Consider the following 19,821-nt stretch of genomic DNA (forward strand, 5'->3'; position numbering starts at 1 on the left):
TTATGAAAAAGATTTTTTTGATGGGAATCTTGGGCTTGTTTGCCTTAGGCTCCTGTACCGACAAGAATGCACACAGTCATGAAGGACATGACCACAGCGAGAATGTGCACAACCACGAGGGACATAACCACGAAGGACACAATCATGATGAACACAATCATGAAGGACATAATCATGACGAACATGACCACGAAGGGCATAGCCATGACGGCCACAACCACGAAGCAGCCGCAACCGGCAACCATACCGGCTCCCACAGCGACGAAATCATCCTCCCAAAAGCCAAAGCCGATGCTGCCGGAGTAAAAGTAAGCATCGTAGAGCCTGCCCCATTCCAGCAAGTTATCAAAACAAGCGGACAAGTATTGGCGGCACAAGGCGACGAATCGGTAGCCGTAGCCACAGTGGCGGGTGTTGTCTCCTTCCGTGGAAAAGTGACGGAAGGCATGAGCGTAGGGCGCGGCACTCCGCTCGTCACCATCTCTTCAAACAACATCGCAGAGGGAGACCCGGTGCAACGCGCACGCATCGCTTACGAAGTGTCGAAGAAAGAATACGAACGCATGAAAGCCCTTGTAGCCGATAAGATAGTGTCCGACAAGGATTTCGCACAGGCAGAGCAGAACTACGAAAACGCACGCATCAGCTACGAAGCACTCGCCAAGAACCACTCGGCAAGCGGACAAAGCATCACCGCCCCCATCGCCGGATACGTGAAGAGCATCCTCGTGAAAGAAGGCGACTACGTGACCATCGGCCAACCGTTGGTCAGCGTGACGCAGAACCGCCGCCTGTTCCTCCGTGCCGAAGTGTCGGAAAAGTACTACCCGTATCTTCGCACCATCGGCTCCGCCAATTTCCAGACGCCCTATGATAATAAGGTGTACGAGCTGAGCACACTGAACGGACGGCTACTCTCGTCCGGAAAAACATCGGGCGATAATTCCTTCTACGTGCCCGTAACGTTTGAATTCGACAACAAAGGCGATATCATTGCCGGCTCCTACGTAGAAATCTACCTACTCTCTTCGCAGCAGGAAAACGTGCTTTCCCTTCCGCGCACGGCACTGACCGAAGAGCAGGGAGTATTCTTTGTCTACCTGCAACTCGACGAAGAGGGATACAAGAAGCAGGAAGTCACTTTAGGAGCCAACAACGGCAAGAGCGTGCAAATACTCACCGGAATAAAACCGGGCGACCGTGTGGTGACCGAAGGCGCTTACCAAGTACGCCTGGCAAGTGCCAGCAATGCCATCCCTGCCCACAGCCACGAGCACTAACCACCAGTCATTAACCACTAAAACACTAACAACGTGCTTAATAAGATTATATATTATTCTTTGCACAATCGCCTGGTTGTGCTCTGTGCGGCGCTTCTCCTGCTCCTTGCGGGAACCTACACCGCCATGCATACGGAAGTGGACGTTTTTCCCGACCTCAACGCCCCCACGGTGGTCATCATGACCGAAGCCAACGGTATGGCGGCGGAGGAAGTGGAACAACTTGTCACCTTCCCCGTAGAAACAGCCGTGAACGGTGCCACCGGTGTGCGCCGCGTACGCTCCTCCTCCACCAACGGTTTTTCCGTCGTATGGGTGGAGTTTGACTGGGGGACGGATATTTACCTTGCCCGCCAGATTGTCAGCGAGAAGTTGGCAGTGGTCAGCGAATCGCTTCCCGTCAACGTGGGCAAGCCGACCTTAGGGCCACAATCCTCCATTCTCGGCGAAATGCTGATTGTCGGGCTGACCGCCGACTCTACTTCGATGCTCGACCTGCGCACCATTGCCGACTGGACAATCCGCCCACGACTGCTCTCTACCGGCGGTGTGGCACAGGTAGCCGTATTGGGCGGAGACATCAAGGAATACCAGATACAGCTAAGCCCCGAACGGATGCGCCACTACGGCGTCTCGATGGACGAGGTGCTAACGGTGACGCAAGACATGAACCTCAACTCCAACGGCGGCGTGCTCTACGAGTTCGGCAACGAATACATCGTGCGCGGTCTGCTCTCCACCACGCAGGTGGAAGAACTCGGCAAAGCGGTTGTAAAGAACATCGATGCCTTCCCCGTGACATTGGAAGACATCGCCGATGTGAAAATCGCCCCGAAAGTACCGAAGTTGGGAACTGCTTCCGAACGCGGCAAACCCGCCGTGCTGCTGACCGTCACCAAGCAGCCCGCCACCAGTACGCTCGAACTGACCGATAAACTGGAGACCTCGCTGAAAGACCTCCAAAAGAACCTGCCGGCAGACGTGAAAGTATCTACCGACATCTTCCGCCAAAGCCGCTTCATCGAAAGCTCCATCGGCAATGTGAAGAAGTCGCTTTTTGAAGGCGGTATCTTTGTGGTAGTCGTGCTGTTTCTCTTCCTTGCCAACGTGCGCACCACGGTGATTTCGCTGGTGACCCTGCCCATCTCCCTGCTCGTCTCCATACTGACACTGCATTACATGGGACTGACCATCAACACAATGAGCCTCGGTGGTATGGCGATTGCCATCGGTTCGCTGGTAGACGACGCGATTGTAGACGTGGAGAATGTGTACAAACGCCTGCGGGAAAACCGCCAAAAGCCCGAAGCCGAACGGCTGGGCACTCTCGACGTAGTGTTCAACGCATCGAAAGAGGTGCGTATGCCTATCCTCAACTCGACACTGATTATCGTTGTCAGTTTCGTGCCGTTGTTCTTCCTCAGCGGAATGGAAGGACGTATGTTGGTGCCATTGGGTATCGCGTTTATCGTGGCGCTGTTTGCATCGACGGTAGTGGCGCTCACGCTGACTCCAGTGCTCTGCTCCTACCTGATAGGCAGCAACAACAAGACCGGCAAGGAGCTGAAGGAATCCTTCATCGCCCGTTGGATGAAAGGGATTTACGGCAAAGCACTCACTTGGGTGCTGGTGCACAAGAGGGTGACACTGGGAACAACCATCGGACTGTTTGCCGTGACGCTTGCTGTGTTCTTCACCCTCGGACGCAGCTTCCTGCCCTCTTTCAACGAAGGCTCCTTCACCATCAACATCAGTTCGCTGCCGGGTATCTCGCTGGAAGAGAGCGACAAGATGGGGCAACGTGCCGAGGAACTGCTGCTCACGATTCCCGAAATACAGACGGTGGCACGCAAAACGGGACGCGCCGAACTGGACGAACATGCGCTCGGCGTGAACGTGTCGGAAATAGAAGCCCCCTTCGAACTGCAAGACCGCCCGCGCAACGAATTAGTTGCCGAAGTGCGCGAGAAGTTGGGTACCATCACCGGCGCCAACATCGAAATCGGGCAGCCCATCAGCCACCGTATCGACGCCATGCTTTCAGGAACGAAAGCGAACATCGCCATCAAGCTCTTCGGCGACGACCTGAACAGGATGTTCTCGCTCGGCAACCGGATTAAAGACGCCATCGGCGACATACCGGGCATTGCCGACCTCAACGTGGAACAGCAAATCGAACGTCCGCAGTTGAAAATACGACCGAAGCGGGAGATGTTGGCCAAGTTCGGAATCACCCTGCCAAAGTTCTCGGAATATGTCAACGTAGCCCTTGCAGGCAAGGTCGTCTCGCAGGTGTACGAGCAAGGGAAGAGTTTCGACCTCACGGTCAAGGTGAAAGACGACGCCCGCGACGGGATGGAGAAAATCAGCGACCTGATGATAGACACCAACGACGGCAGCAAAGTGCCCTTGAACTATGTGGCAGACGTGGTATCGGCGATGGGACCGAACACCATCAACCGTGAGAACGTGAAACGCAAAATCGTGATTTCGGCCAACGTTGCCGACCGCGACCTGCGCAGCGTAGTAAACGACATACAACAGCGCATCGACACCGCCGTCCAACTCCCCGAAGGGTATCACATCGAATACGGCGGACAGTTTGAAAGCGAACAGGCGGCAAGCCGTACGTTGGCACTCACCTCCTTCATCAGTATCGTCGTTATCTTCCTGCTGCTCTATCACGAGTTTCACAGCGTGAAGGAGTCGGGCGTCATCCTGCTGAACCTGCCGTTGGCACTGATTGGCGGTGTGTTTGCACTGGTCATCACCACGGGCGAAGTCAGCATTCCCGCCATCATCGGCTTTATCTCGCTGTTCGGCATCGCCACCCGAAACGGTATGCTGCTCATCAGCCACTACAACCACCTGCAACGGGAAGAGGGGCTGAACGTGTACGACAGCGTGATAAAAGGTTCGCTCGACCGTCTAAACCCGATTCTGATGACCGCCCTGTCGTCTGCCCTCGCACTGATTCCGCTTGCCTTAGGCGGCGACCTGCCCGGCAACGAGATTCAAAGCCCGATGGCGAAAGTCATCTTGGGAGGATTGTTGACATCGACGTTCCTCAACGGCTTCATCGTGCCGATTGTCTACCTGATGATGCATCAAAGAAAGAAATGACCAAAAGATAAGAAACATGAAACGAATCATCCTTATAAGTTCCCTTGTCGCCACCGCGCTCCTTGCCCCCACGGGCGAGGTGCAGGCGCAAGGCAGCATCGAACAGGTCTTGAAAAGCATCGAGACCAACAACCGGGAGTTGCAGGCAAACGCACAACTGATTGCCTCGCAAAAGCTGGAAGCACGCACCGCCAACAACCTGCCCGACCCCACGCTCTCGTACGCCCATCTCTGGGGCGCTAAAGAGAAAAAGACGATTGGCGAACTCGTCGTGGCACAGAGCTTCGACTTCCCCAGCCTATATGCCACGCGCAACAAGCTGAACCGCCTGAAGGCAGGCGCCTACGACAGCCAAGCGGATGTATTCCGCCAGGAGAAACTCTTGCAGGCAAAGGAACTCTGCCTGGACATCATCATGCTCCGCCAGCAGAAGAGCCTGTTGGAAGAGCGCCTGCGCAATGCGGAAGAGCTTGCCGGTATGTACGCCAAGCGTCTGCAAACGGGCGACGCCAACGCCATCGAGACCAACAAGATTAATCTGGAACTGCTGAACATACGCACGGAGACATCGCTCAACGAAACGGCCCTGCGCAACAAATTGCAGGAGCTGAACGTGCTGAACGGCAATCTCCCGGTAGTCTTTGAAGAGAACCAATATGCTGCCGTGCCCTTCCCCGCCGACTTCCAGTCGTTGAAGTCGGAAGTGATTGCCGCCGACCGCACGCTGACGGCACTCGCCGGCGAGAGTCTGGTTGCCCGTAAACAGATTGCCGTCAGCAGGTCGCAGTGGTTGCCGAAGTTGGAGTTGGGTTACCGCCGCAACACGGAGACGGGAACACCGTTCAACGGTTTGGTCGTCGGTTTCTCCTTTCCTATCTTTGAAAACCGCAACCAGGTGAAGATTGCCAAAGCGCAAGCACTCGGCACCGACTTGCAAAAGGAGAACGCCACCCTACAAGTAGCTTCCGAACTGACACAGCTTTACGAAGAGGCCAAAACACTGCACGACTCGATGGAAGCATACAGCAAGACTTTCCGCTCGCAACAGGACTTGGCCTTGCTGAAGAAAGCACTGACGGGAGGGGAAATCAGCATGATTGAATACTTTGTCGAAGTGTCCGTGATTTACCAAAGCCATCAGAATTACCTGCAATTGGAGAATCAGTATCAGAAGGCAATGGCACGGATTTACAAGAACAAATTGTAGAACGGTGAGCTTGTAGTCATACACTGCTCGTTTAAAAGAACAGTCTGTAGAGTAAGCCGGCCTGTATGGCTGTCTGCCCTACAGGCTGTTTTTCGTATCCCGCCTGCATTATACTACCGCACAAACAGCTTCCCAACGGCTTCCACATCCGTTGCCGAATGATTTCACAAGCATTTTTGCCGAATGGCCGACTGGAGTTGACCAATCGGCCGACTGGAGTCGTCCGATGAATAAAAGTCCTTTTCCTTGCACCCGACATTGCATCTTGCGTCTCCGTTCCCTGCAAGGTATGCGCCGCCTCCTGATGGCTGAAAATCATTCCATCCGTACTATTTGTACATCAATTATGGAAAATCCGACTACTCACTACAGGAAATAATGGCCAACTTTGCAGCAGGAACAAACCTCATTCTTAACTTTTCTCATCCCATAAAAACATGAAACCTACTCATTTCATCCATTCCATCCAATGGATTTCCTTATTACTGCTGCTATGCACCGCCTGTCAACCGCACCGGCCGAACGAACCTTCTGCCTTCGTTTCGGAGCACATAGACAACCTGCCGGACACCTGCCTGTTTTCTCACCCGCAGGTATTCATCCCCGAGCTGACAGAGAAGTCGCTCATAGCCTCCATCGACCGTATCATCCGGCACAACGGGAGGTATTACATCCTCGACAAACGAAGCAAACAAGTACTATGCTACGAAGCGAGCGGGAAGTTTATCCATTCCATCCGTTCCGTCGGCAACGGACCGGGCGAATACACCGCACTGACGGATATGACCATCGACCCGGAATCGTCGCAACTGATACTGTTAGGTTACCCCTCCACACTGCTATATTACAACTTGGAGGGAGCATTTGTCAAAAGCATTTGTTTGGAAAACCCAACAAGTTTCCACGCCTTGTCGGCAGACAACGAATTCATCTATTTGTTGAACCCGACATTCTACAACGACAAGCCGACAGAGACGTCCATCACAATTATCGACAAAAAACATCCGGAGAAAAGTTACCGGATACTGGAACCGCTGCCCGAAACCGCACCTTACTGCCACGCTTCGGGACGCAATCTGACGGAAGGAACAACGACCCTCTTCACGCGCCGGTTCGACTCTCACATCTATCGGCTGAAAGGAAAAGAATTATCGCCCGAGATACACATCAACTGGGGGGAACTGGCGTTTCCCGAAGCACAAAAGGAGCAGATCTTCGCGTGTGCGGAACTTGCCAAGTTGTGTATGGAACACAATTACATCTATTCCATCTCGAACATGACCGAAAACGACCACCGGATACTCTTCACGACCAATCTCCCCGGCAGCTTCGTGCTGGACAAACACACGCGCGAAATCATCCATTACCGGAAAATCATAAACTCTTACTTAGGTCTGCCGATGCCTAACCAGACCTGCATCACCGACACCGGCAACCCGAGTACCTGTTTCGTCTATCCGGCTCATGTACTATGCCGGATGAAAGAAAACGAGGCGCTTGGAAAGATGCTTTCAAAGAGAGGGCTTGCGTTGCTGGAGGAAATCATGGAGGAGTCGAACCCGGTCATCTTCTGTTATACGCTGCGGTAACGCCCTCCCCCTTCGGGGAGGTGCTTCCTCAGCCGAACACGGTCTTTATCTCCTCCGGCAAATATCCGCTACGGATGCGCCACTCCTGCGGATAAAGGTTGTTGGCACGGTTGCCTATGTTCTTGGCAAAACCGAGGGGAAAGCCCCGATAGGTGAGCAATACATAGCCGCGAGGGGCCGTTGGCAGCAAGGCAATCGCCTCCTTGCGCAGATAAGCTATCGCCTGTTCGTAAGTGACGGCTTCGACGGCAAAAGCATCCTGCCGCAACAGCAAGCTCATCGCCAAAGCGTGTGAGGGAACCAAGTCTTTCCCCTTCACCTCTCCTACGTCGACGCCTGCCGAAACGACTCTCAGACTTTGTTTCATCGCCGCTAACTCATTGGCATAGCGCTGCGGAAAAGCGTACACCCGCCCCGCTTCGGCCGAGACGACGTATCCTGGCCACCGGTCGCTGTCGAGCCACCCCTCGGCAGTGTGCAGATGTTCTTTGGAGAGAAGCGAGGGCGTTCCTCCTCCCTTCCGGTCTTTTTTCTTTGCCGGCTTGCTCGGGGGGAGGGAGAAGGCAGGCACGCACGCTCCTCCCTCTTGCGGCTTGCGAAGGGCGGCAAGGAAGAAGCCTTCGCCTTTGGTCTTGTGGGGGAAGAAGTGATAGACGGGCAGCTTTGCGGACGAAGCGCTCTCCGCCGAGAGGTCGCCTGTGATATTCCATGCTCCGCAAACGTCCAACTGCAAGGATTCAGCCCCGAACTCCCCGCAAATCCAGCGCACGTTCTCCTCGTCCTCTTTCGTATTATAGGTACACGTACTATATATAAGGATTCCGCCGGGTTTCAGGCTGCTCCATATATCGGCAATGATTCTCCGTTGCCGTTGCCAGCATATCTCCACATTTTCCGGGCTCCACTCTTCTACCGCCACGGGGTCTTTGCGGAACATTCCCTCGCCAGAACAAGGAACATCCGTCAGAATTACATCGAAGAACGAAGGCAGGGAGGAGAAATCGGCAGGGTCGTTGTTGGTGACAACCACGTCCGGATGTCCCCACTTCGCCAGGTTCTCAGCCAACACTTGCGAACGGTTGCGCATCACTTCGTTGGCCACCAACAGGCTCCCTTCGGGCAACACGCTCCGCACGTGGGTCGACTTTCCTCCGGGAGCGGCGCAGAGGTCGAGCATCACCACCGGCTCCGCCACATACTGCCGCAACACCTGCTCGACAAACATCGACGACGCCTCCTGCACGTAATAGCAGCCTGCATGAAACAGGGGGTCGAACGTAAACGTAGGGCGCTCCTCCAGGTAGTATCCCCCGGACGCCCAGGGCACTTTGCCGAAGGGGGCACGAAAGGGGTATTCGTCATTCTCCTTTCTCCATTTTCCACTGTTCAACCGTATGCTCACGGGCGGTTCCTGCCCGATGGCAGCAGCAAGTCTGTCATATTCTCCGTCGCCCAGAATAGAGCGGGTATAAGCTGTAAAAGAAGCGGGTAAATCCATTTTGTTCCAAATAATTTGTGCAAATATCAAGAATATTTCGTCTCTTTGCAACTTTCTTGGATACTAACTACGTCTAAACAGACAAAGAAACAACTAAAAGAAACTACTGACATGAAAAATTTTCTACTTGCTCTGATGGTCGTACTGACTACTTGTACCTCGGCTATTGCTCAGAACGATACGCTGGTGGCACAACCTACGGTGGCAGATACAGATACCACCGCACTGACAACGATTGGCACCGAAGCTACGGAAACGGACTTCGCCGGCGACAACGACAACAACCGCAACGCCAACGACAACACTCGCTCGCTGCTGAGCCAACTGATAGACAACATCAACGGGGGCATACTCATAGCAGTCATCAGCATCATTACCGTATTCGGATTTCCGGTGTTTGTTCTGTTCATCATCTTCTTCTTCCGCTACAAGAGCCGGAAGGCACGCTACCGTCTCGTCGAACAAGCGCTCGCCACCGGACAACCGTTACCGGAGGAGTTCATACGGGAAAGCAAATTCATCGACCAACGCTCGCAGGGTATCAAAAACACCTTTACCGGCATCGGACTTTTCATCTTCCTTTGGGCCATCACCGGAGACTTCGGCATCGGTACGATAGGGCTATTGGTAACGTTTATGGGGCTCGGCCAGTGGATGATAGGACGGTCGCAAGGTGAATCTTACAAAGACAAGAACGGCGCCAACGAATGAGCCGGCTCAACGACATATCGCTCGTCGCACAAGTCGTAGTGTTCAAAAACACGAAGGCTTTCGACCGGCTGGTGCAGAAATACCAGTCGCCCGTCAGGCGCTTTTTCCTGCACCTGACTTGCGGCGACAGCGAATTGAGCGACGACTTGGCACAGGACACCTTTATCAAGGCTTACACCCACATCGCCTCCTTTCAAAACCTGTCCAGCTTCTCTACGTGGCTGTATCGTATTGCTTACAATGTTTTTTATGACTATATTCGCAGCCGGAAAGAGACGGCCGAGCTGAACACAAGGGAAGTAGATGCTTTCAACAGCACCGAACAGGAGAATGTCGGTAGAAAGATGGACATCTACCAGTCGCTCAATACGCTTAAAGAGGTGGAAAGAACCTGCATCACGCTGTTCTACATGGAGGATGTGAGCATCGACAAAATTGCAGGGATAACGGGCCTGCCGGCAGGAACGGTGAAAAGCCATCTGTCGCGTGGAAAAGATAAATTAGCAGCATATTTAAAACAAAACGGTTATGACAGAAGCAGACAATGAGAGACTCCTGCGGGATTTCTTCGCGGAAAACAGACAGGAAATAGCGGACAACGGATTCAGCCGCCGCGTCATACGTCACTTGCCCGACCGCAGCCGTCGGTTAGCGCGTATCTGGAACACGTGCGTGATGGCCATAGCGACAGGGCTTTTCGTTTGGATGGACGGGGTGGAAGCTGTTTGGGGAACGATAAGGGAAGTGTTTATCGGCATGGTCAGCCACAACGCCGCAAGCCTCGACCCGCAATCGGTGATTATCGCTGCCGTCGTTCTGCTATGCATGGCAACCCGGAAAGTGGCTTCCTTAGCGTAAACCTATCATTCACGTTCAGAGCTTTCAACGTCTGCCCGGTCTGTTAAACAATGGTAAATTTCTCCTTTCTCCCGGGCAGCCCCCAACCTATATGTTGTATCTTTGTTGCCTTGTAAACTAAAAGAGAGAGAAAAGTTTTGAAACCGTATCTATTTATTTTATTTCTGTTCCTGTCTTTGGTGCGTGCACAGGCGGATGTTGTCGACAGCCTGATGACTCAGCCCAGAGACTCAATCGGACTGACAAGTGATTCTCTTGTACTGAATTTCCTGAAAGAATCGGGAATCCCTATCTCCGGCAATAACCGGCTGAAACTACTGAAAAGCGGACGGGAAAAGTTTATCGACTTATTCGAAGCCATACGCGAAGCCAAACATCATGTGCATCTGGAATACTTTAATTTCCGCAACGACTCCATCGCCAACGCTTTGTTCGACCTGTTGGCGGAAAAGGTGAAGGAGGGGGTTGAGGTACGTGCCATGTTCGACGCCTTCGGCAACTGGTCGAACAACAAGCCGCTCAAAAAGAGACATCTCCGGGAAATACAGGACAAGGGTATCGAGATTGTCAAGTTCGACCCGTTTACCTTCCCTTACATCAATCACGCCGCCCACCGCGACCACCGGAAAATAGCCGTCATAGACGGGAAAGTGGCTTATACGGGGGGGATGAATATCGCCGATTACTACATCAACGGTTTGCCCAAAATCGGAACATGGCGCGATATGCATATACGTATCGAAGGAGGTGCTGTCAGCGATTTGCAGGAGATATTCCTCACAATCTGGAACAAGGAAACCAAACAGAATATAGGCGGGGAAGCCTATTTCCCGCCACAGGAGGGACGGACGGACAGCACCAATGTCGTGGTTGCCATTGTAGACCGCACCCCGAAGGAGAATAGCCGTATGCTGAGTCATGCGTATGCCATGAGTATCTATTCGGCGCAGAAGAATGTGCACATCGTCAACCCCTACTTCGTGCCGACCTCTTCTATCAAGAAAGCACTGAACCGCTCCATCGACCGGGGGGTAAATGTGACAATCATGGTTTCTTCCGCATCCGACATTCCGTTTACTCCGGATGCCGCGCTCTACAAACTACACAAACTGATGAAAAGAGGAGCTACCGTCTATCTGTACAACGGCGGATTTCACCACTCGAAAATCATGATGGTGGACGACTTGTTCTGCACAGTAGGCACTGCCAACCTGAACAGCCGGAGCCTGCGATACGACTACGAGACGAATGCTTTCGTCTTTGACAAGGCAATGACTGCCGAACTGAATACGATGTTCTACAACGACATCGAACACTGCACGCAACTGACGCCCGAATTCTGGAAAAAGCGTTCGCCCTGGAAGAAGTTCGTCGGCTGGTTTGCGAATTTATTCACTCCGTTTTTGTAATTTTGTGCGGAGAATTATTTGATTATCATGTAACTTATTCATTATGAAACAATATCTGGATTTGCTGAACCGCGTACTGACCGAAGGTGCGGAAAAAAGCGACCGCACCGGAACGGGAACAATCAGCGTTTTCGGACACCAAATGCGATTTAATCTCGAAGAAGGTTTTCCTTGTCTGACAACAAAGAAACTGCATCTGAAATCAATCATATACGAACTGCTTTGGTTTCTGAAGGGGGATACCAACGTGAAATACCTTCAGGAGCACGGAGTGCGCATCTGGAATGAGTGGGCCGACAAGAACGGTGATTTAGGTCACGTCTACGGCTACCAATGGCGCTCGTGGCCCGACTACAACGGCGGATTCATCGACCAAATCAGTGAAGTGGTGGAGACAATCAAGCACAACCCCGACTCGCGCCGCATCATTGTAAGTGCCTGGAACGTAGCCGACCTGAACAATATGAATCTTCCGCCCTGCCATGCGTTCTTCCAGTTTTATGTAGCAAACGGACGGTTGAGCCTGCAACTTTATCAGCGTAGTGCGGATATTTTCCTCGGCGTTCCCTTCAACATCGCTTCTTATGCATTGTTATTGCAAATAATGGCGCAAGTGACAGGATTGAAAGCGGGCGATTTTATCCATACCTTAGGCGATGCGCATATCTATCTGAACCACTTGGAACAGGTCAGACTGCAACTGTCGCGCGAACCGCGCCCGTTCCCGCAAATGAAAATCAATCCGGATGTGAAGAGTATCTTCGATTTCAAATACGAAGATTTCGAATTAGTGAATTATGACCCGCATCCGCACATCGCCGGAGTAGTAGCTGTATAATCCCCATGAGTAGAATATCAATTATCGCCGCCATAGACCAACGTATGGCAATAGGTTTTCAGAACAAATTGCTTTTTTGGCTGCCCAACGACTTGAAACGTTTCAAGTCGCTGACTACCGGAAACACGATTGTAATGGGACGCAAAACGTTCGAATCTCTTCCGAAAGGTGCATTGCCCAACCGCAGAAACATTGTGTTGTCTGCCAATCCGAACACCCAGTGTCCCGGTGCAGAGGTCTTTCCCTCACTCGAAGCCGCCCTGCAAAGTTGCCAAGAGGACGAACACGTGTATATAATCGGCGGCGCAAGCATTTATCGACAAGCACTTTCAGTAGCCGACGAACTCTGTCTGACCGAGATTGACAACACCGCTCCGGAAGCCGATGTCTATTTTCCGGAAGTTTCTCCGGAGCTATGGCAAGAAAAAAGCAGAGAAGCTCATCTTGCGGATGAGAAACATCTCTGCTCTTATGCTTTTGTAGATTATGTGAGAAAGTAAACCTGCTTTCTCTTTCCGATTGTCACCGGGATATTCCCCGATTAATCTTCACCTCCTACGTCAACCATTATAGGCATCTGCCGCTTAATGGCTTCGTGGAAGGAAATCAGCGTCTCCGTACGCGCCAGTCCCAACGGCTGCAACTTATCGTGGATAACGCTCAGCAAGTGGTGATTGTTTTTTGCGTAAATCTTGATAAACATATCATACTTTCCGGTAGTGAAATGACATTCCACCACTTCGGGAATGGCTTCCAAAGCTCTCGTCACCGAATCAAAAGATTCGGGATCTTTCAGATATATACCGATATAAGCACAAGTCTCATACCCTACCTTCTCGGGGTCGATAATATATTCCGAACCTTTTAGTATTCCCAAATTAGTCAACTTCTGAATGCGTTGATGAATGGCAGCTCCGGAAACATTGCAAGCCCTTGCCACTTCCAGAAAAGGAATACGGGCATTGCCTGCTATCAGCTTTAGTATTTGCTCATCTAAAGTATCTAATTGGTGATGTCCCATTTTTTCAATCAAATTGTTTTTGTCAGTAATTCTTTTATGCAAAGTTAGCGATTTTCTAATAATAAATACAATAATCTATTACTTTTATTTATGCGAAGCAGGCAAATCAATAATAGTTTGTATCTTTGTAAAAAACATAAATATACTATTTATATGAAACAATTTTACTGCATCATCCTACTGTTATTCAGTTTCGTAGAAGCTCATACACAGAACTTTGACGACTATTTTCAAGACAAAACATTGCGAGTGGATTATATCTTTACCGGAAACGCCAAACAACAGGCTATCTACTTGGACGAGTTGTCACAGCTTCCTTCATGGGCGGGTCGCCGGCATCATTTATCCGAGCTTCCGTTGGCAGGCAACGGGCAAATTATCGTAAAAGACCTCGCTACCAAACAGTGTATTTACAAAACCTCTTTCTCTTCACTGTTTCAGGAATGGCTCACTACAGACGAAGCCAAAGAAACGGCAAAGGGATTCGAAAACACATTCCTTCTCCCTTACCCCAAGCAGGCGGTCGAAGTGGAGGTTGCTTTGTTTTCTCCACGCAGGGAAGTCATGGCAAGCTACAAACACATTGTCCGTCCGGACGATATCCTGATTCATAAACGCGGCACATCACACATCACTCCGCATCGCTATATGCTTCAAAGCGGAAATGAAAAGGAGTGCATTGACGTTGCCATCCTTGCCGAAGGCTATACTGAAAAGGAAATGGACATATTCTATCAGGATGCGCAAATTGCCTGTGAAGCGCTGTTCTCGCACGAACCATTCCGTTCCATGAAGAATAGGTTCAACATTATCGCTGTCGCCAGCCCGTCTACGGACAGTGGTGTCAGTGTCCCCCGCGAAAACCAATGGAAGCAGACGGCCGTGCACTCCCATTTCGATACTTTCTACTCCGAACGTTACTTGACTACCAGCCGAGTGAAATCCATTCACAATGCTCTTGCCGGCATTCCTTACGAACACATTATCATCCTTGCCAATACGAACGTATATGGCGGCGGAGGAATCTACAACTCTTATACATTGACTACCGCCCATCACCCGATGTTCAAACCTGTAATAGTTCATGAATTCGGACATAGCTTTGCCGGGCTCGCCGACGAATATTTCTATGAGGAAGATGTAATGACCGACCTTTATCCTCTGGACATCGAACCGTGGGAACAGAACATCTCAACACGAGTGACCTTCGCCACCAAATGGAAAGATATGCTTCCATCCGGAACACCGATACCAACTCCTGTAACCGAAAAAAATAAATACCCGATAGGAGTATACGAAGGAGCAGGGTATTCTTTCAAAGGTATTTATCGCCCTGCTTATAACTGCCGAATGAGAACCAACGAACATCCGGAGTTCTGCCCGGTTTGCCAACGTGCCATTCGCCGGCTCATCGAATTCTACATCCCACAATGATAAAGTCTGAACTTTTAAATCACAATTTAAAGAAATAGTTCAAAGTAACCGCTTAAAGTCACAACCGCATGATTAAAATTCAACCGATAACCACATCGGATATCCAACATTACAAGTTCATGGAGGTACTGCTTATAGACGCATTTCCACCGGAAGAATACCGCGAACTGAACCAACTTCGCGAATACACCGACCGCATGAACAACTTTCATAATAACCTTATCTTCGATGAAAACCTGCCTGTCGGCCTTATTACTTATTGGGACTTCGACAGCTTCTATTACATAGAACACTTCGCCACCGCCCCCACCCTACGAAATGGCGGATATGGAAAACGTACACTTGAATACTTGTGCAACGAACTGAAACGGCCTCTTGTGCTCGAAGTGGAACGCCCGGTAGAAGATATGGCAAAACGCCGCATCGGATTCTACCAGCGTCAAGGCTTCGTCTTATGGGAACAAGATTATTACCAGCCTCCCTACAAACCGGGAGATGACTTCCTGCCCATGTATCTAATGGTGTATGGCAATCTCAAACCGGAAACAGATTACGAAACAATCAGACATAAACTCCATACAATCGTATACGGAGTAAAAGAATAACAAACTGATAAAGATTAATAAATAAAAAGGGCTTCCGAACAAATTCGAAAGCCCTTTTTAGTATAGTCGAATTAACTAATTATTTCTCACCACGCTTAGTAGCAGAGTAGTTAATCTTCAAAGCGTAAGATTTTCTAAGAGCATTTTTTACGTCAGTAATAATACCCATCTTAGTCTTTTGGTCAACTTTCAGAGATACAGTCATTTTTGCTGCATCTCCCTCACTCATACTCGCACGTTCCTGAAAGATAAAGTCTTGCACTTCACCAACTTCAGCATAGCTGTCATTGAGCTGAATACGACTTTCAGTACCCATTTTCGCACGATATTCCTGAGTAGGTTCACCTACATAAATGAATGTCACCAATGATTTCTTCTCCAGTTTTTCGAGTTCAGTACCTTGCGGAAGTGTAAACTGCACCTTTAATGTTACCTCACGCATTGTTGTTACAATCATAAAGAAGAACAACAAGGTGAAGATAAGGTCAGGCAACGAAGAAGTATTCAATGCCGGCATTTCACGTTTACCAGTCTTATTAAATTTTCCCATTACTTACTTCTTTTTTCTCCGTATTTTTTAGGTTCTGCCTCAGAAATTCGTTGCGGATAAATCTCACGTACAGCTTTTTGCTGCAGATCGTTCAAATCCCCATATTTTACTCCAAATTTCTGTTCAGCTAACTCGTCTCTCAATTCATTGTATGCAGCAACCAATTCGTTTTGCACACTGATATATGCCTGATAAGAAGATCCACGGTCATTTTGCAAAGAAATTACGTGCTTGTCATTAACCAAATATGTACCGAAGAATTCCACATTTTTCTGTGTTTTTTCAGGCATATTCTCTGCATTATTGACATTAGCAATAAATTCTTTAGCCTTATCTCTCAACTGATCAACACCGATATAATCATTACCGCACATCAAAGCATCATCTTTATTCAGATAAACCTGTAAGATGTTACGTCCTTTGATCTTATCCGTGTTCTGTTGGTCTTGATCTTCGGGCGGCGGCGGCAAGAGTCTTGCCAAACCACGATCCGTATCCATAGATGTCGTAATCAAGAAGAAGATCAGCAACAAGAAAGCGATATCCGCCGTAGAACTTGAGTTAATATCAGGAACTTTTCTTTTTCCTTTTGCCATTGTAATTACTTATTTAATTGAGTTTCCCCAATTGATTACGATATTTTTTTCTTTATACCACTCACGATGATTGCAACAACAGTCACAAACAACAGAATGTAAATAGAATAAAGGAACATATCAGTCAGCTTCAACCAGAAAGGAACATTATCCGTACCGCTATAACCCGGAATCTGCATAGGAGTACCATCTCCCATAGACCAAGCTACGATTAATACGACAGCCAATAGCACCAAGCCAAGCAAAGACTTGATTGCATTTGCCGGATTATCCTTCAAAGCTGCACCGAATTGGAACACAGCAGCAATTATTGTAGCAGCTACAGCCAAACCGAACAATGCGTAAATAAGCATCAGCAAAGTATTAGTATAGGCCGGTTGCCACATTTCAGGATCGACTCCTACGACAACATCCGCACCTTGGGCATCACCACCGAAGTAGAAAAGTCCCAATACGACGAGGATGACAGCAAACATCGCATACAGAGCGTAATACGATATTTTATATGTTAACTTACTCATCTCGAATTATTTTTTGTATTTCAAGTTATATTTGATTACCATATCAAGCAAAGAGATAGAAGAATCTTCCATTTCGCTTGTAAGAGCTTCAATCTTAGAAAGTACGTAGTTGTAGAATACCTGAAGAATCAAAGCAACGATCAAACCGAAGATAGTTGTAATCAAGGCAACCTTCATACCACCGGCAACAACTGTCGGAGAGATATCACCTACCTGTTGGATTTTGTCGAACGCCTGCACCATACCGATTACAGTACCCAAGAATCCGAGTGACGGAGCCATTGCGATAAACAGTGTGATCCAAGAACATCCTTTTTCAAGGTAACCAGCCTGTACACCACCGTAAGATACGATTGATTTTTCAACAACGTCGATGCCCTGGTCGATTCTCATCAATCCCTGATAGTAGATAGATGCAATAGGACCTCTTGTGTTACGAGCGATGTCTTTAGCAGCTTCAACATCTCCTTTTTCCAAAGCAGCTTCGATAGATGCCATAAATTTCTTAGTGTTGATTTCAGCCAAACTCAAATAAATGATACGTTCGATACAGAAAGCCAAACCGATAACCAAAGCAACAGCTACCAAACTCATGAAAGATGCAGTACCTTCGATGAATTTAACTTTCAATTCTTTGTGAAGACCGCCTTCTTCTGCAGCAGGGGCAGCAGGAGTAGTCTCAGCAGCGGGAGCAACAGCTTGTTGTTCAGTTTGTTCTGCTGCAGGAGCGTCTTGAGCCTGAGCAAGTTGAATAGAGCCAAATGTAAAGGCACCAATCACAGCAACAATTGCGAATAACTTTTTCATTGTGTGTCTAATTTTTAAGATTAATTAATTGATTATTATTATTGTTTTTACTTCTCGCTTCGTTTTTCAATTCTGCGGAGAGACGGGGATTCGAACCCCGGATACGCTTTTGGCGTATACACGCTTTCCAGGCGTGCCTCTTCAACCACTCGAGCATCTCTCCTTATATGTTTTCCGTATTTTCAGCTACAAATGTATCCTTTTTTTTCTTTTCTTGAAGCATTATCCCTTTTTTATCTTAAATAAATACTGCAAATTAATATAATTTAAAACCTTTCAGAGCTTATTAGCCGATTCCGAACACTTTTAACGCATTTTCCGAAGTGACCAGAGCCACATCTTCCAGAGACATCCGATAGATTTCAGCCACTTTGGCAAGGGTATCCTTTATATTCGCACTTTCATTCCGCTTGCCACGATTAGGAACCGGCGTCAAATACGGTGAATCGGTTTCGAGGACAATACGTTCCAAAGGAACCGTCGACAGCGCCTCCGGCAAAGTCGATTTTTTAAAAGTAACTACTCCGTTAATCCCCAACATAAAGTTTTCAAACTCCAACAATTTTGCTGCTTCCTCCGGGGTTCCGGTAAAACTATGAAAAATACCGGCAAGCGGCGTCTTTTTATAGGCTTCCATTACCTTATATATATATTCGAATGCATCTCTTGCATGAATGACAACCGGTAGTCTGTATTCGAGTGCCCATTCAATTTGCTTTTCAAAAACCAGCAATTGTTCTTTCAGGAAGGTCTTATCCCAATAAAGGTCAAGACCTATTTCACCAATGGCAACATACGGATTAGAGCCTGACAATTGTTCGTACACAACCGCTAACTCCTGCTCGTAGGTTTCATTGACAGAGGTAGGATGCAACCCAATCATAGGATAACAAAAGCCCGGATAATCGGCACATACGGAGAGCATGGGTTCAATTGTCGTACTATCAATATTGGGCATAAAAACAGATGAGACACCTGCTTGACGCGCACGTTCCATTACCTGCGGCAAATCTTCGGAGAATTCTTCCAAAAAAAGATGAGAGTGAGTATCTATGAGCATGATATTTCGTTTTCTTCCTTTATTTTTTCACCGGAACGGTAATAATATACCAATCCATAATCGCGGCATTTATCTAATCGGAGTTCATTAGGAGTAATATCCTGAAATTTAGCCTCTACCTGATTCCATATATCCAAGATTAATTCATCGGCGCGAGCACGCATAGACGCCAATTCATCGAGACTTCTGCCGGTCAAGACCTGATAATTCTTTTGCCGTTCGTAACTATCCAAAAAAATATCATAATGTACTTTCACACGTGCAATGGTAGGATTATAAATAGGTATGCCCCCCTGGGAGATTCTCTGTTGTTCACCTTCTATTATCTTCTTTCCCCACTCTGCCAATGAAGCTTCGCTTAACAAATCAGGCACACTATTCGCATCAGGCAGGCCGTAGAGCCTTTTATGCGTCACTTTTATTTCATCCCGGAGAACTGCTAAATTAAGCACCTGAATAAAATGAGAAACATACAAACGGGCGTTTTTCACATTCGCCTGATGTTTCCGGCTTGCCCGTGACTGATTACTATAACATTGCGTATAATAAATCTGTGCCGCTTCAAACCGTTGCAGAAAATTGCGTGCATCGAACAAAGTTTTCAGTGTGATTGCCAAGTCGTGCACATTATACCGTTCTCCTTTTTCAACTGCTGCTTTCAACGCCCGAACCCTCGCCTGGTCTGTATTTGGTAGTCGTCTGTATGGCATATTC

At 48.9% G+C, this 19,821-nt stretch carries 21 protein-coding genes and 1 tRNA gene; 12 read left to right on the top strand and 10 right to left on the bottom strand.

Annotated features, from left to right (window positions below):
• The first annotated feature begins 2 nt into the window (after nt 1–2).
• Genes QZ331_RS06170 through QZ331_RS06180 form a run of 3 tightly spaced genes read left to right on the top strand, consistent with a single transcriptional unit; the run spans nt 3 to nt 5,610 of the window.
• A complete protein-coding gene (locus QZ331_RS06170; protein WP_294628988.1) occupies nt 3–1,280 on the top strand; it encodes an efflux RND transporter periplasmic adaptor subunit in 1,278 nt (425 codons plus the stop codon).
• Between the two features lie 33 nt (nt 1,281–1,313).
• On the top strand, nt 1,314–4,403 hold the full coding sequence (locus QZ331_RS06175; protein WP_294628990.1) for an efflux RND transporter permease subunit: 3,090 nt from the start codon (nt 1,314–1,316) through the stop codon (nt 4,401–4,403).
• Between the two features lie 16 nt (nt 4,404–4,419).
• Nucleotides 4,420–5,610: a TolC family protein gene (locus QZ331_RS06180; RefSeq protein WP_294628992.1), complete on the top strand. Its 1,191-nt coding sequence runs from the start codon at nt 4,420–4,422 to the stop codon at nt 5,608–5,610.
• A 31-nt stretch (nt 5,611–5,641) separates the two neighbouring features.
• On the opposite strand, the gene QZ331_RS06185 is transcribed toward QZ331_RS06180, so the two are convergent.
• Entirely contained in the window at nt 5,642–5,929 is a 288-nt protein-coding gene (locus QZ331_RS06185; RefSeq protein WP_294628994.1) for a hypothetical protein, read from the bottom strand.
• Nucleotides 5,930–6,047: 118 nt separating this feature from the next.
• Here QZ331_RS06185 and QZ331_RS06190 point away from each other — a divergent pair, with 118 nt between their 5' ends.
• Nucleotides 6,048–7,199: a 6-bladed beta-propeller gene (locus tag QZ331_RS06190; protein ID WP_294628996.1), complete on the top strand. Its 1,152-nt coding sequence runs from the start codon at nt 6,048–6,050 to the stop codon at nt 7,197–7,199.
• A gap of 28 nt (nt 7,200–7,227) precedes the next feature.
• On the opposite strand, the gene QZ331_RS06195 is transcribed toward QZ331_RS06190, so the two are convergent.
• Nucleotides 7,228–8,697 carry an RsmF rRNA methyltransferase first C-terminal domain-containing protein gene (locus QZ331_RS06195; RefSeq protein ID WP_294628998.1) on the bottom strand — a complete coding sequence of 490 codons (1,470 nt, stop codon included), beginning with the start codon at nt 8,695–8,697 and terminating at the stop codon, nt 7,228–7,230.
• Between the two features lie 111 nt (nt 8,698–8,808).
• Between QZ331_RS06195 and QZ331_RS06200 the strand changes: the two genes are divergently transcribed.
• The 6 genes from QZ331_RS06200 (at nt 8,809) to QZ331_RS06225 (ending at nt 13,013) form a co-directional block, all read left to right on the top strand.
• On the top strand, nt 8,809–9,408 hold the full coding sequence (locus QZ331_RS06200) for a DUF6249 domain-containing protein (RefSeq protein WP_294628999.1): 600 nt from the start codon (nt 8,809–8,811) through the stop codon (nt 9,406–9,408).
• On the top strand, nt 9,405–9,956 hold the full coding sequence (locus QZ331_RS06205) for a sigma-70 family RNA polymerase sigma factor (RefSeq protein ID WP_294629001.1): 552 nt from the start codon (nt 9,405–9,407) through the stop codon (nt 9,954–9,956). Before QZ331_RS06200 ends, QZ331_RS06205 begins: the two co-directional genes overlap by 4 nt.
• Nucleotides 9,937–10,266, top strand: coding sequence for a DUF5056 domain-containing protein (locus QZ331_RS06210; RefSeq protein WP_294629003.1), 330 nt, complete (start codon nt 9,937–9,939; stop codon nt 10,264–10,266). Before QZ331_RS06205 ends, QZ331_RS06210 begins: the two co-directional genes overlap by 20 nt.
• A gap of 137 nt (nt 10,267–10,403) precedes the next feature.
• The gene (gene cls / locus QZ331_RS06215; protein ID WP_294629005.1) at nt 10,404–11,675 is read left to right on the top strand and encodes a cardiolipin synthase; all 1,272 of its coding nucleotides are present in this window, start codon (nt 10,404–10,406) and stop codon (nt 11,673–11,675) included.
• 43 nt (nt 11,676–11,718) lie between these two features.
• A complete protein-coding gene (locus QZ331_RS06220; protein ID WP_294629007.1) occupies nt 11,719–12,513 on the top strand; it encodes a thymidylate synthase in 795 nt (264 codons plus the stop codon).
• Nucleotides 12,514–12,518: 5 nt separating this feature from the next.
• The gene (locus QZ331_RS06225; protein ID WP_294629009.1) at nt 12,519–13,013 is read left to right on the top strand and encodes a dihydrofolate reductase; all 495 of its coding nucleotides are present in this window, start codon (nt 12,519–12,521) and stop codon (nt 13,011–13,013) included.
• A 41-nt stretch (nt 13,014–13,054) separates the two neighbouring features.
• Here QZ331_RS06225 and QZ331_RS06230 read toward each other — a convergent pair whose 3' ends face one another.
• Nucleotides 13,055–13,534, bottom strand: coding sequence for an Lrp/AsnC ligand binding domain-containing protein (locus QZ331_RS06230; protein WP_294629093.1), 480 nt, complete (start codon nt 13,532–13,534; stop codon nt 13,055–13,057).
• Between the two features lie 153 nt (nt 13,535–13,687).
• Between QZ331_RS06230 and QZ331_RS06235 the strand changes: the two genes are divergently transcribed.
• Together QZ331_RS06235 and QZ331_RS06240 are read left to right on the top strand one after the other, a co-directional pair.
• Entirely contained in the window at nt 13,688–14,968 is a 1,281-nt protein-coding gene (locus QZ331_RS06235; RefSeq protein ID WP_294629011.1) for an IgA Peptidase M64, read from the top strand.
• A 68-nt stretch (nt 14,969–15,036) separates the two neighbouring features.
• Nucleotides 15,037–15,573: a GNAT family N-acetyltransferase gene (locus tag QZ331_RS06240; protein WP_294629013.1), complete on the top strand. Its 537-nt coding sequence runs from the start codon at nt 15,037–15,039 to the stop codon at nt 15,571–15,573.
• A gap of 79 nt (nt 15,574–15,652) precedes the next feature.
• On the opposite strand, the gene QZ331_RS06245 is transcribed toward QZ331_RS06240, so the two are convergent.
• The 7 genes from QZ331_RS06245 to QZ331_RS06275 form a co-directional block, all read right to left on the bottom strand.
• Complete coding sequence (locus tag QZ331_RS06245; RefSeq protein WP_294629015.1) at nt 15,653–16,123, bottom strand: biopolymer transporter ExbD; 471 nt, start codon at nt 16,121–16,123, stop codon at nt 15,653–15,655.
• Nucleotides 16,123–16,719, bottom strand: coding sequence for a biopolymer transporter ExbD (locus tag QZ331_RS06250; RefSeq protein ID WP_294629017.1), 597 nt, complete (start codon nt 16,717–16,719; stop codon nt 16,123–16,125). Before QZ331_RS06250 ends, QZ331_RS06245 begins: the two co-directional genes overlap by 1 nt.
• Nucleotides 16,720–16,754: 35 nt before the next feature.
• On the bottom strand, nt 16,755–17,240 hold the full coding sequence (locus tag QZ331_RS06255) for a hypothetical protein (RefSeq protein WP_294629019.1): 486 nt from the start codon (nt 17,238–17,240) through the stop codon (nt 16,755–16,757).
• A 6-nt stretch (nt 17,241–17,246) separates the two neighbouring features.
• The gene (locus tag QZ331_RS06260; protein WP_294629021.1) at nt 17,247–18,047 is read right to left on the bottom strand and encodes a MotA/TolQ/ExbB proton channel family protein; all 801 of its coding nucleotides are present in this window, start codon (nt 18,045–18,047) and stop codon (nt 17,247–17,249) included.
• A gap of 75 nt (nt 18,048–18,122) precedes the next feature.
• A tRNA-Ser gene (locus tag QZ331_RS06265) sits at nt 18,123–18,210 on the bottom strand.
• A 123-nt stretch (nt 18,211–18,333) separates the two neighbouring features.
• Entirely contained in the window at nt 18,334–19,107 is a 774-nt protein-coding gene (locus tag QZ331_RS06270) for a TatD family hydrolase (protein ID WP_294629023.1), read from the bottom strand.
• Nucleotides 19,098–19,817 (bottom strand): hypothetical protein, encoded by a 720-nt coding sequence (locus tag QZ331_RS06275; protein WP_294629025.1) that lies wholly within the window; start codon nt 19,815–19,817, stop codon nt 19,098–19,100. The genes QZ331_RS06270 and QZ331_RS06275 overlap by 10 nt, the downstream gene beginning before the upstream one ends.
• Nucleotides 19,818–19,821 lie beyond the last annotated feature (4 nt).

This window comes from uncultured Bacteroides sp. (assembly GCF_910586915.1).
In the GTDB taxonomy this organism is placed as follows: domain Bacteria; phylum Bacteroidota; class Bacteroidia; order Bacteroidales; family Bacteroidaceae; genus Bacteroides.

Excerpts from the sequence above, each read along its gene's own strand:
- QZ331_RS06170 (WP_294628988.1), top strand. The coding sequence starts at position 3 with ATGAAAAAGATTTTTTTGATGGGAATCTTGGGCTTGTTTGCCTTAGGC.
- QZ331_RS06180 (WP_294628992.1), top strand. The coding sequence starts at position 4,420 with ATGAAACGAATCATCCTTATAAGTTCCCTTGTCGCCACCGCGCTCCTT.
- QZ331_RS06185 (WP_294628994.1), bottom strand. The coding sequence starts at position 5,929 with ATGATTTTCAGCCATCAGGAGGCGGCGCATACCTTGCAGGGAACGGAG.
- QZ331_RS06190 (WP_294628996.1), top strand. The coding sequence starts at position 6,048 with ATGAAACCTACTCATTTCATCCATTCCATCCAATGGATTTCCTTATTA.
- QZ331_RS06195 (WP_294628998.1), bottom strand. The coding sequence starts at position 8,697 with ATGGATTTACCCGCTTCTTTTACAGCTTATACCCGCTCTATTCTGGGC.
- QZ331_RS06200 (WP_294628999.1), top strand. The coding sequence starts at position 8,809 with ATGAAAAATTTTCTACTTGCTCTGATGGTCGTACTGACTACTTGTACC.
- QZ331_RS06205 (WP_294629001.1), top strand. The coding sequence starts at position 9,405 with ATGAGCCGGCTCAACGACATATCGCTCGTCGCACAAGTCGTAGTGTTC.
- QZ331_RS06210 (WP_294629003.1), top strand. The coding sequence starts at position 9,937 with ATGACAGAAGCAGACAATGAGAGACTCCTGCGGGATTTCTTCGCGGAA.
- QZ331_RS06220 (WP_294629007.1), top strand. The coding sequence starts at position 11,719 with ATGAAACAATATCTGGATTTGCTGAACCGCGTACTGACCGAAGGTGCG.
- QZ331_RS06225 (WP_294629009.1), top strand. The coding sequence starts at position 12,519 with ATGAGTAGAATATCAATTATCGCCGCCATAGACCAACGTATGGCAATA.
- QZ331_RS06230 (WP_294629093.1), bottom strand. The coding sequence starts at position 13,534 with ATGGGACATCACCAATTAGATACTTTAGATGAGCAAATACTAAAGCTG.
- QZ331_RS06235 (WP_294629011.1), top strand. The coding sequence starts at position 13,688 with ATGAAACAATTTTACTGCATCATCCTACTGTTATTCAGTTTCGTAGAA.
- QZ331_RS06240 (WP_294629013.1), top strand. The coding sequence starts at position 15,037 with ATGATTAAAATTCAACCGATAACCACATCGGATATCCAACATTACAAG.
- QZ331_RS06245 (WP_294629015.1), bottom strand. The coding sequence starts at position 16,123 with ATGGGAAAATTTAATAAGACTGGTAAACGTGAAATGCCGGCATTGAAT.
- QZ331_RS06250 (WP_294629017.1), bottom strand. The coding sequence starts at position 16,719 with ATGGCAAAAGGAAAAAGAAAAGTTCCTGATATTAACTCAAGTTCTACG.
- QZ331_RS06255 (WP_294629019.1), bottom strand. The coding sequence starts at position 17,240 with ATGAGTAAGTTAACATATAAAATATCGTATTACGCTCTGTATGCGATG.
- QZ331_RS06260 (WP_294629021.1), bottom strand. The coding sequence starts at position 18,047 with ATGAAAAAGTTATTCGCAATTGTTGCTGTGATTGGTGCCTTTACATTT.
- QZ331_RS06270 (WP_294629023.1), bottom strand. The coding sequence starts at position 19,107 with ATGCTCATAGATACTCACTCTCATCTTTTTTTGGAAGAATTCTCCGAA.
- QZ331_RS06275 (WP_294629025.1), bottom strand. The coding sequence starts at position 19,817 with ATGCCATACAGACGACTACCAAATACAGACCAGGCGAGGGTTCGGGCG.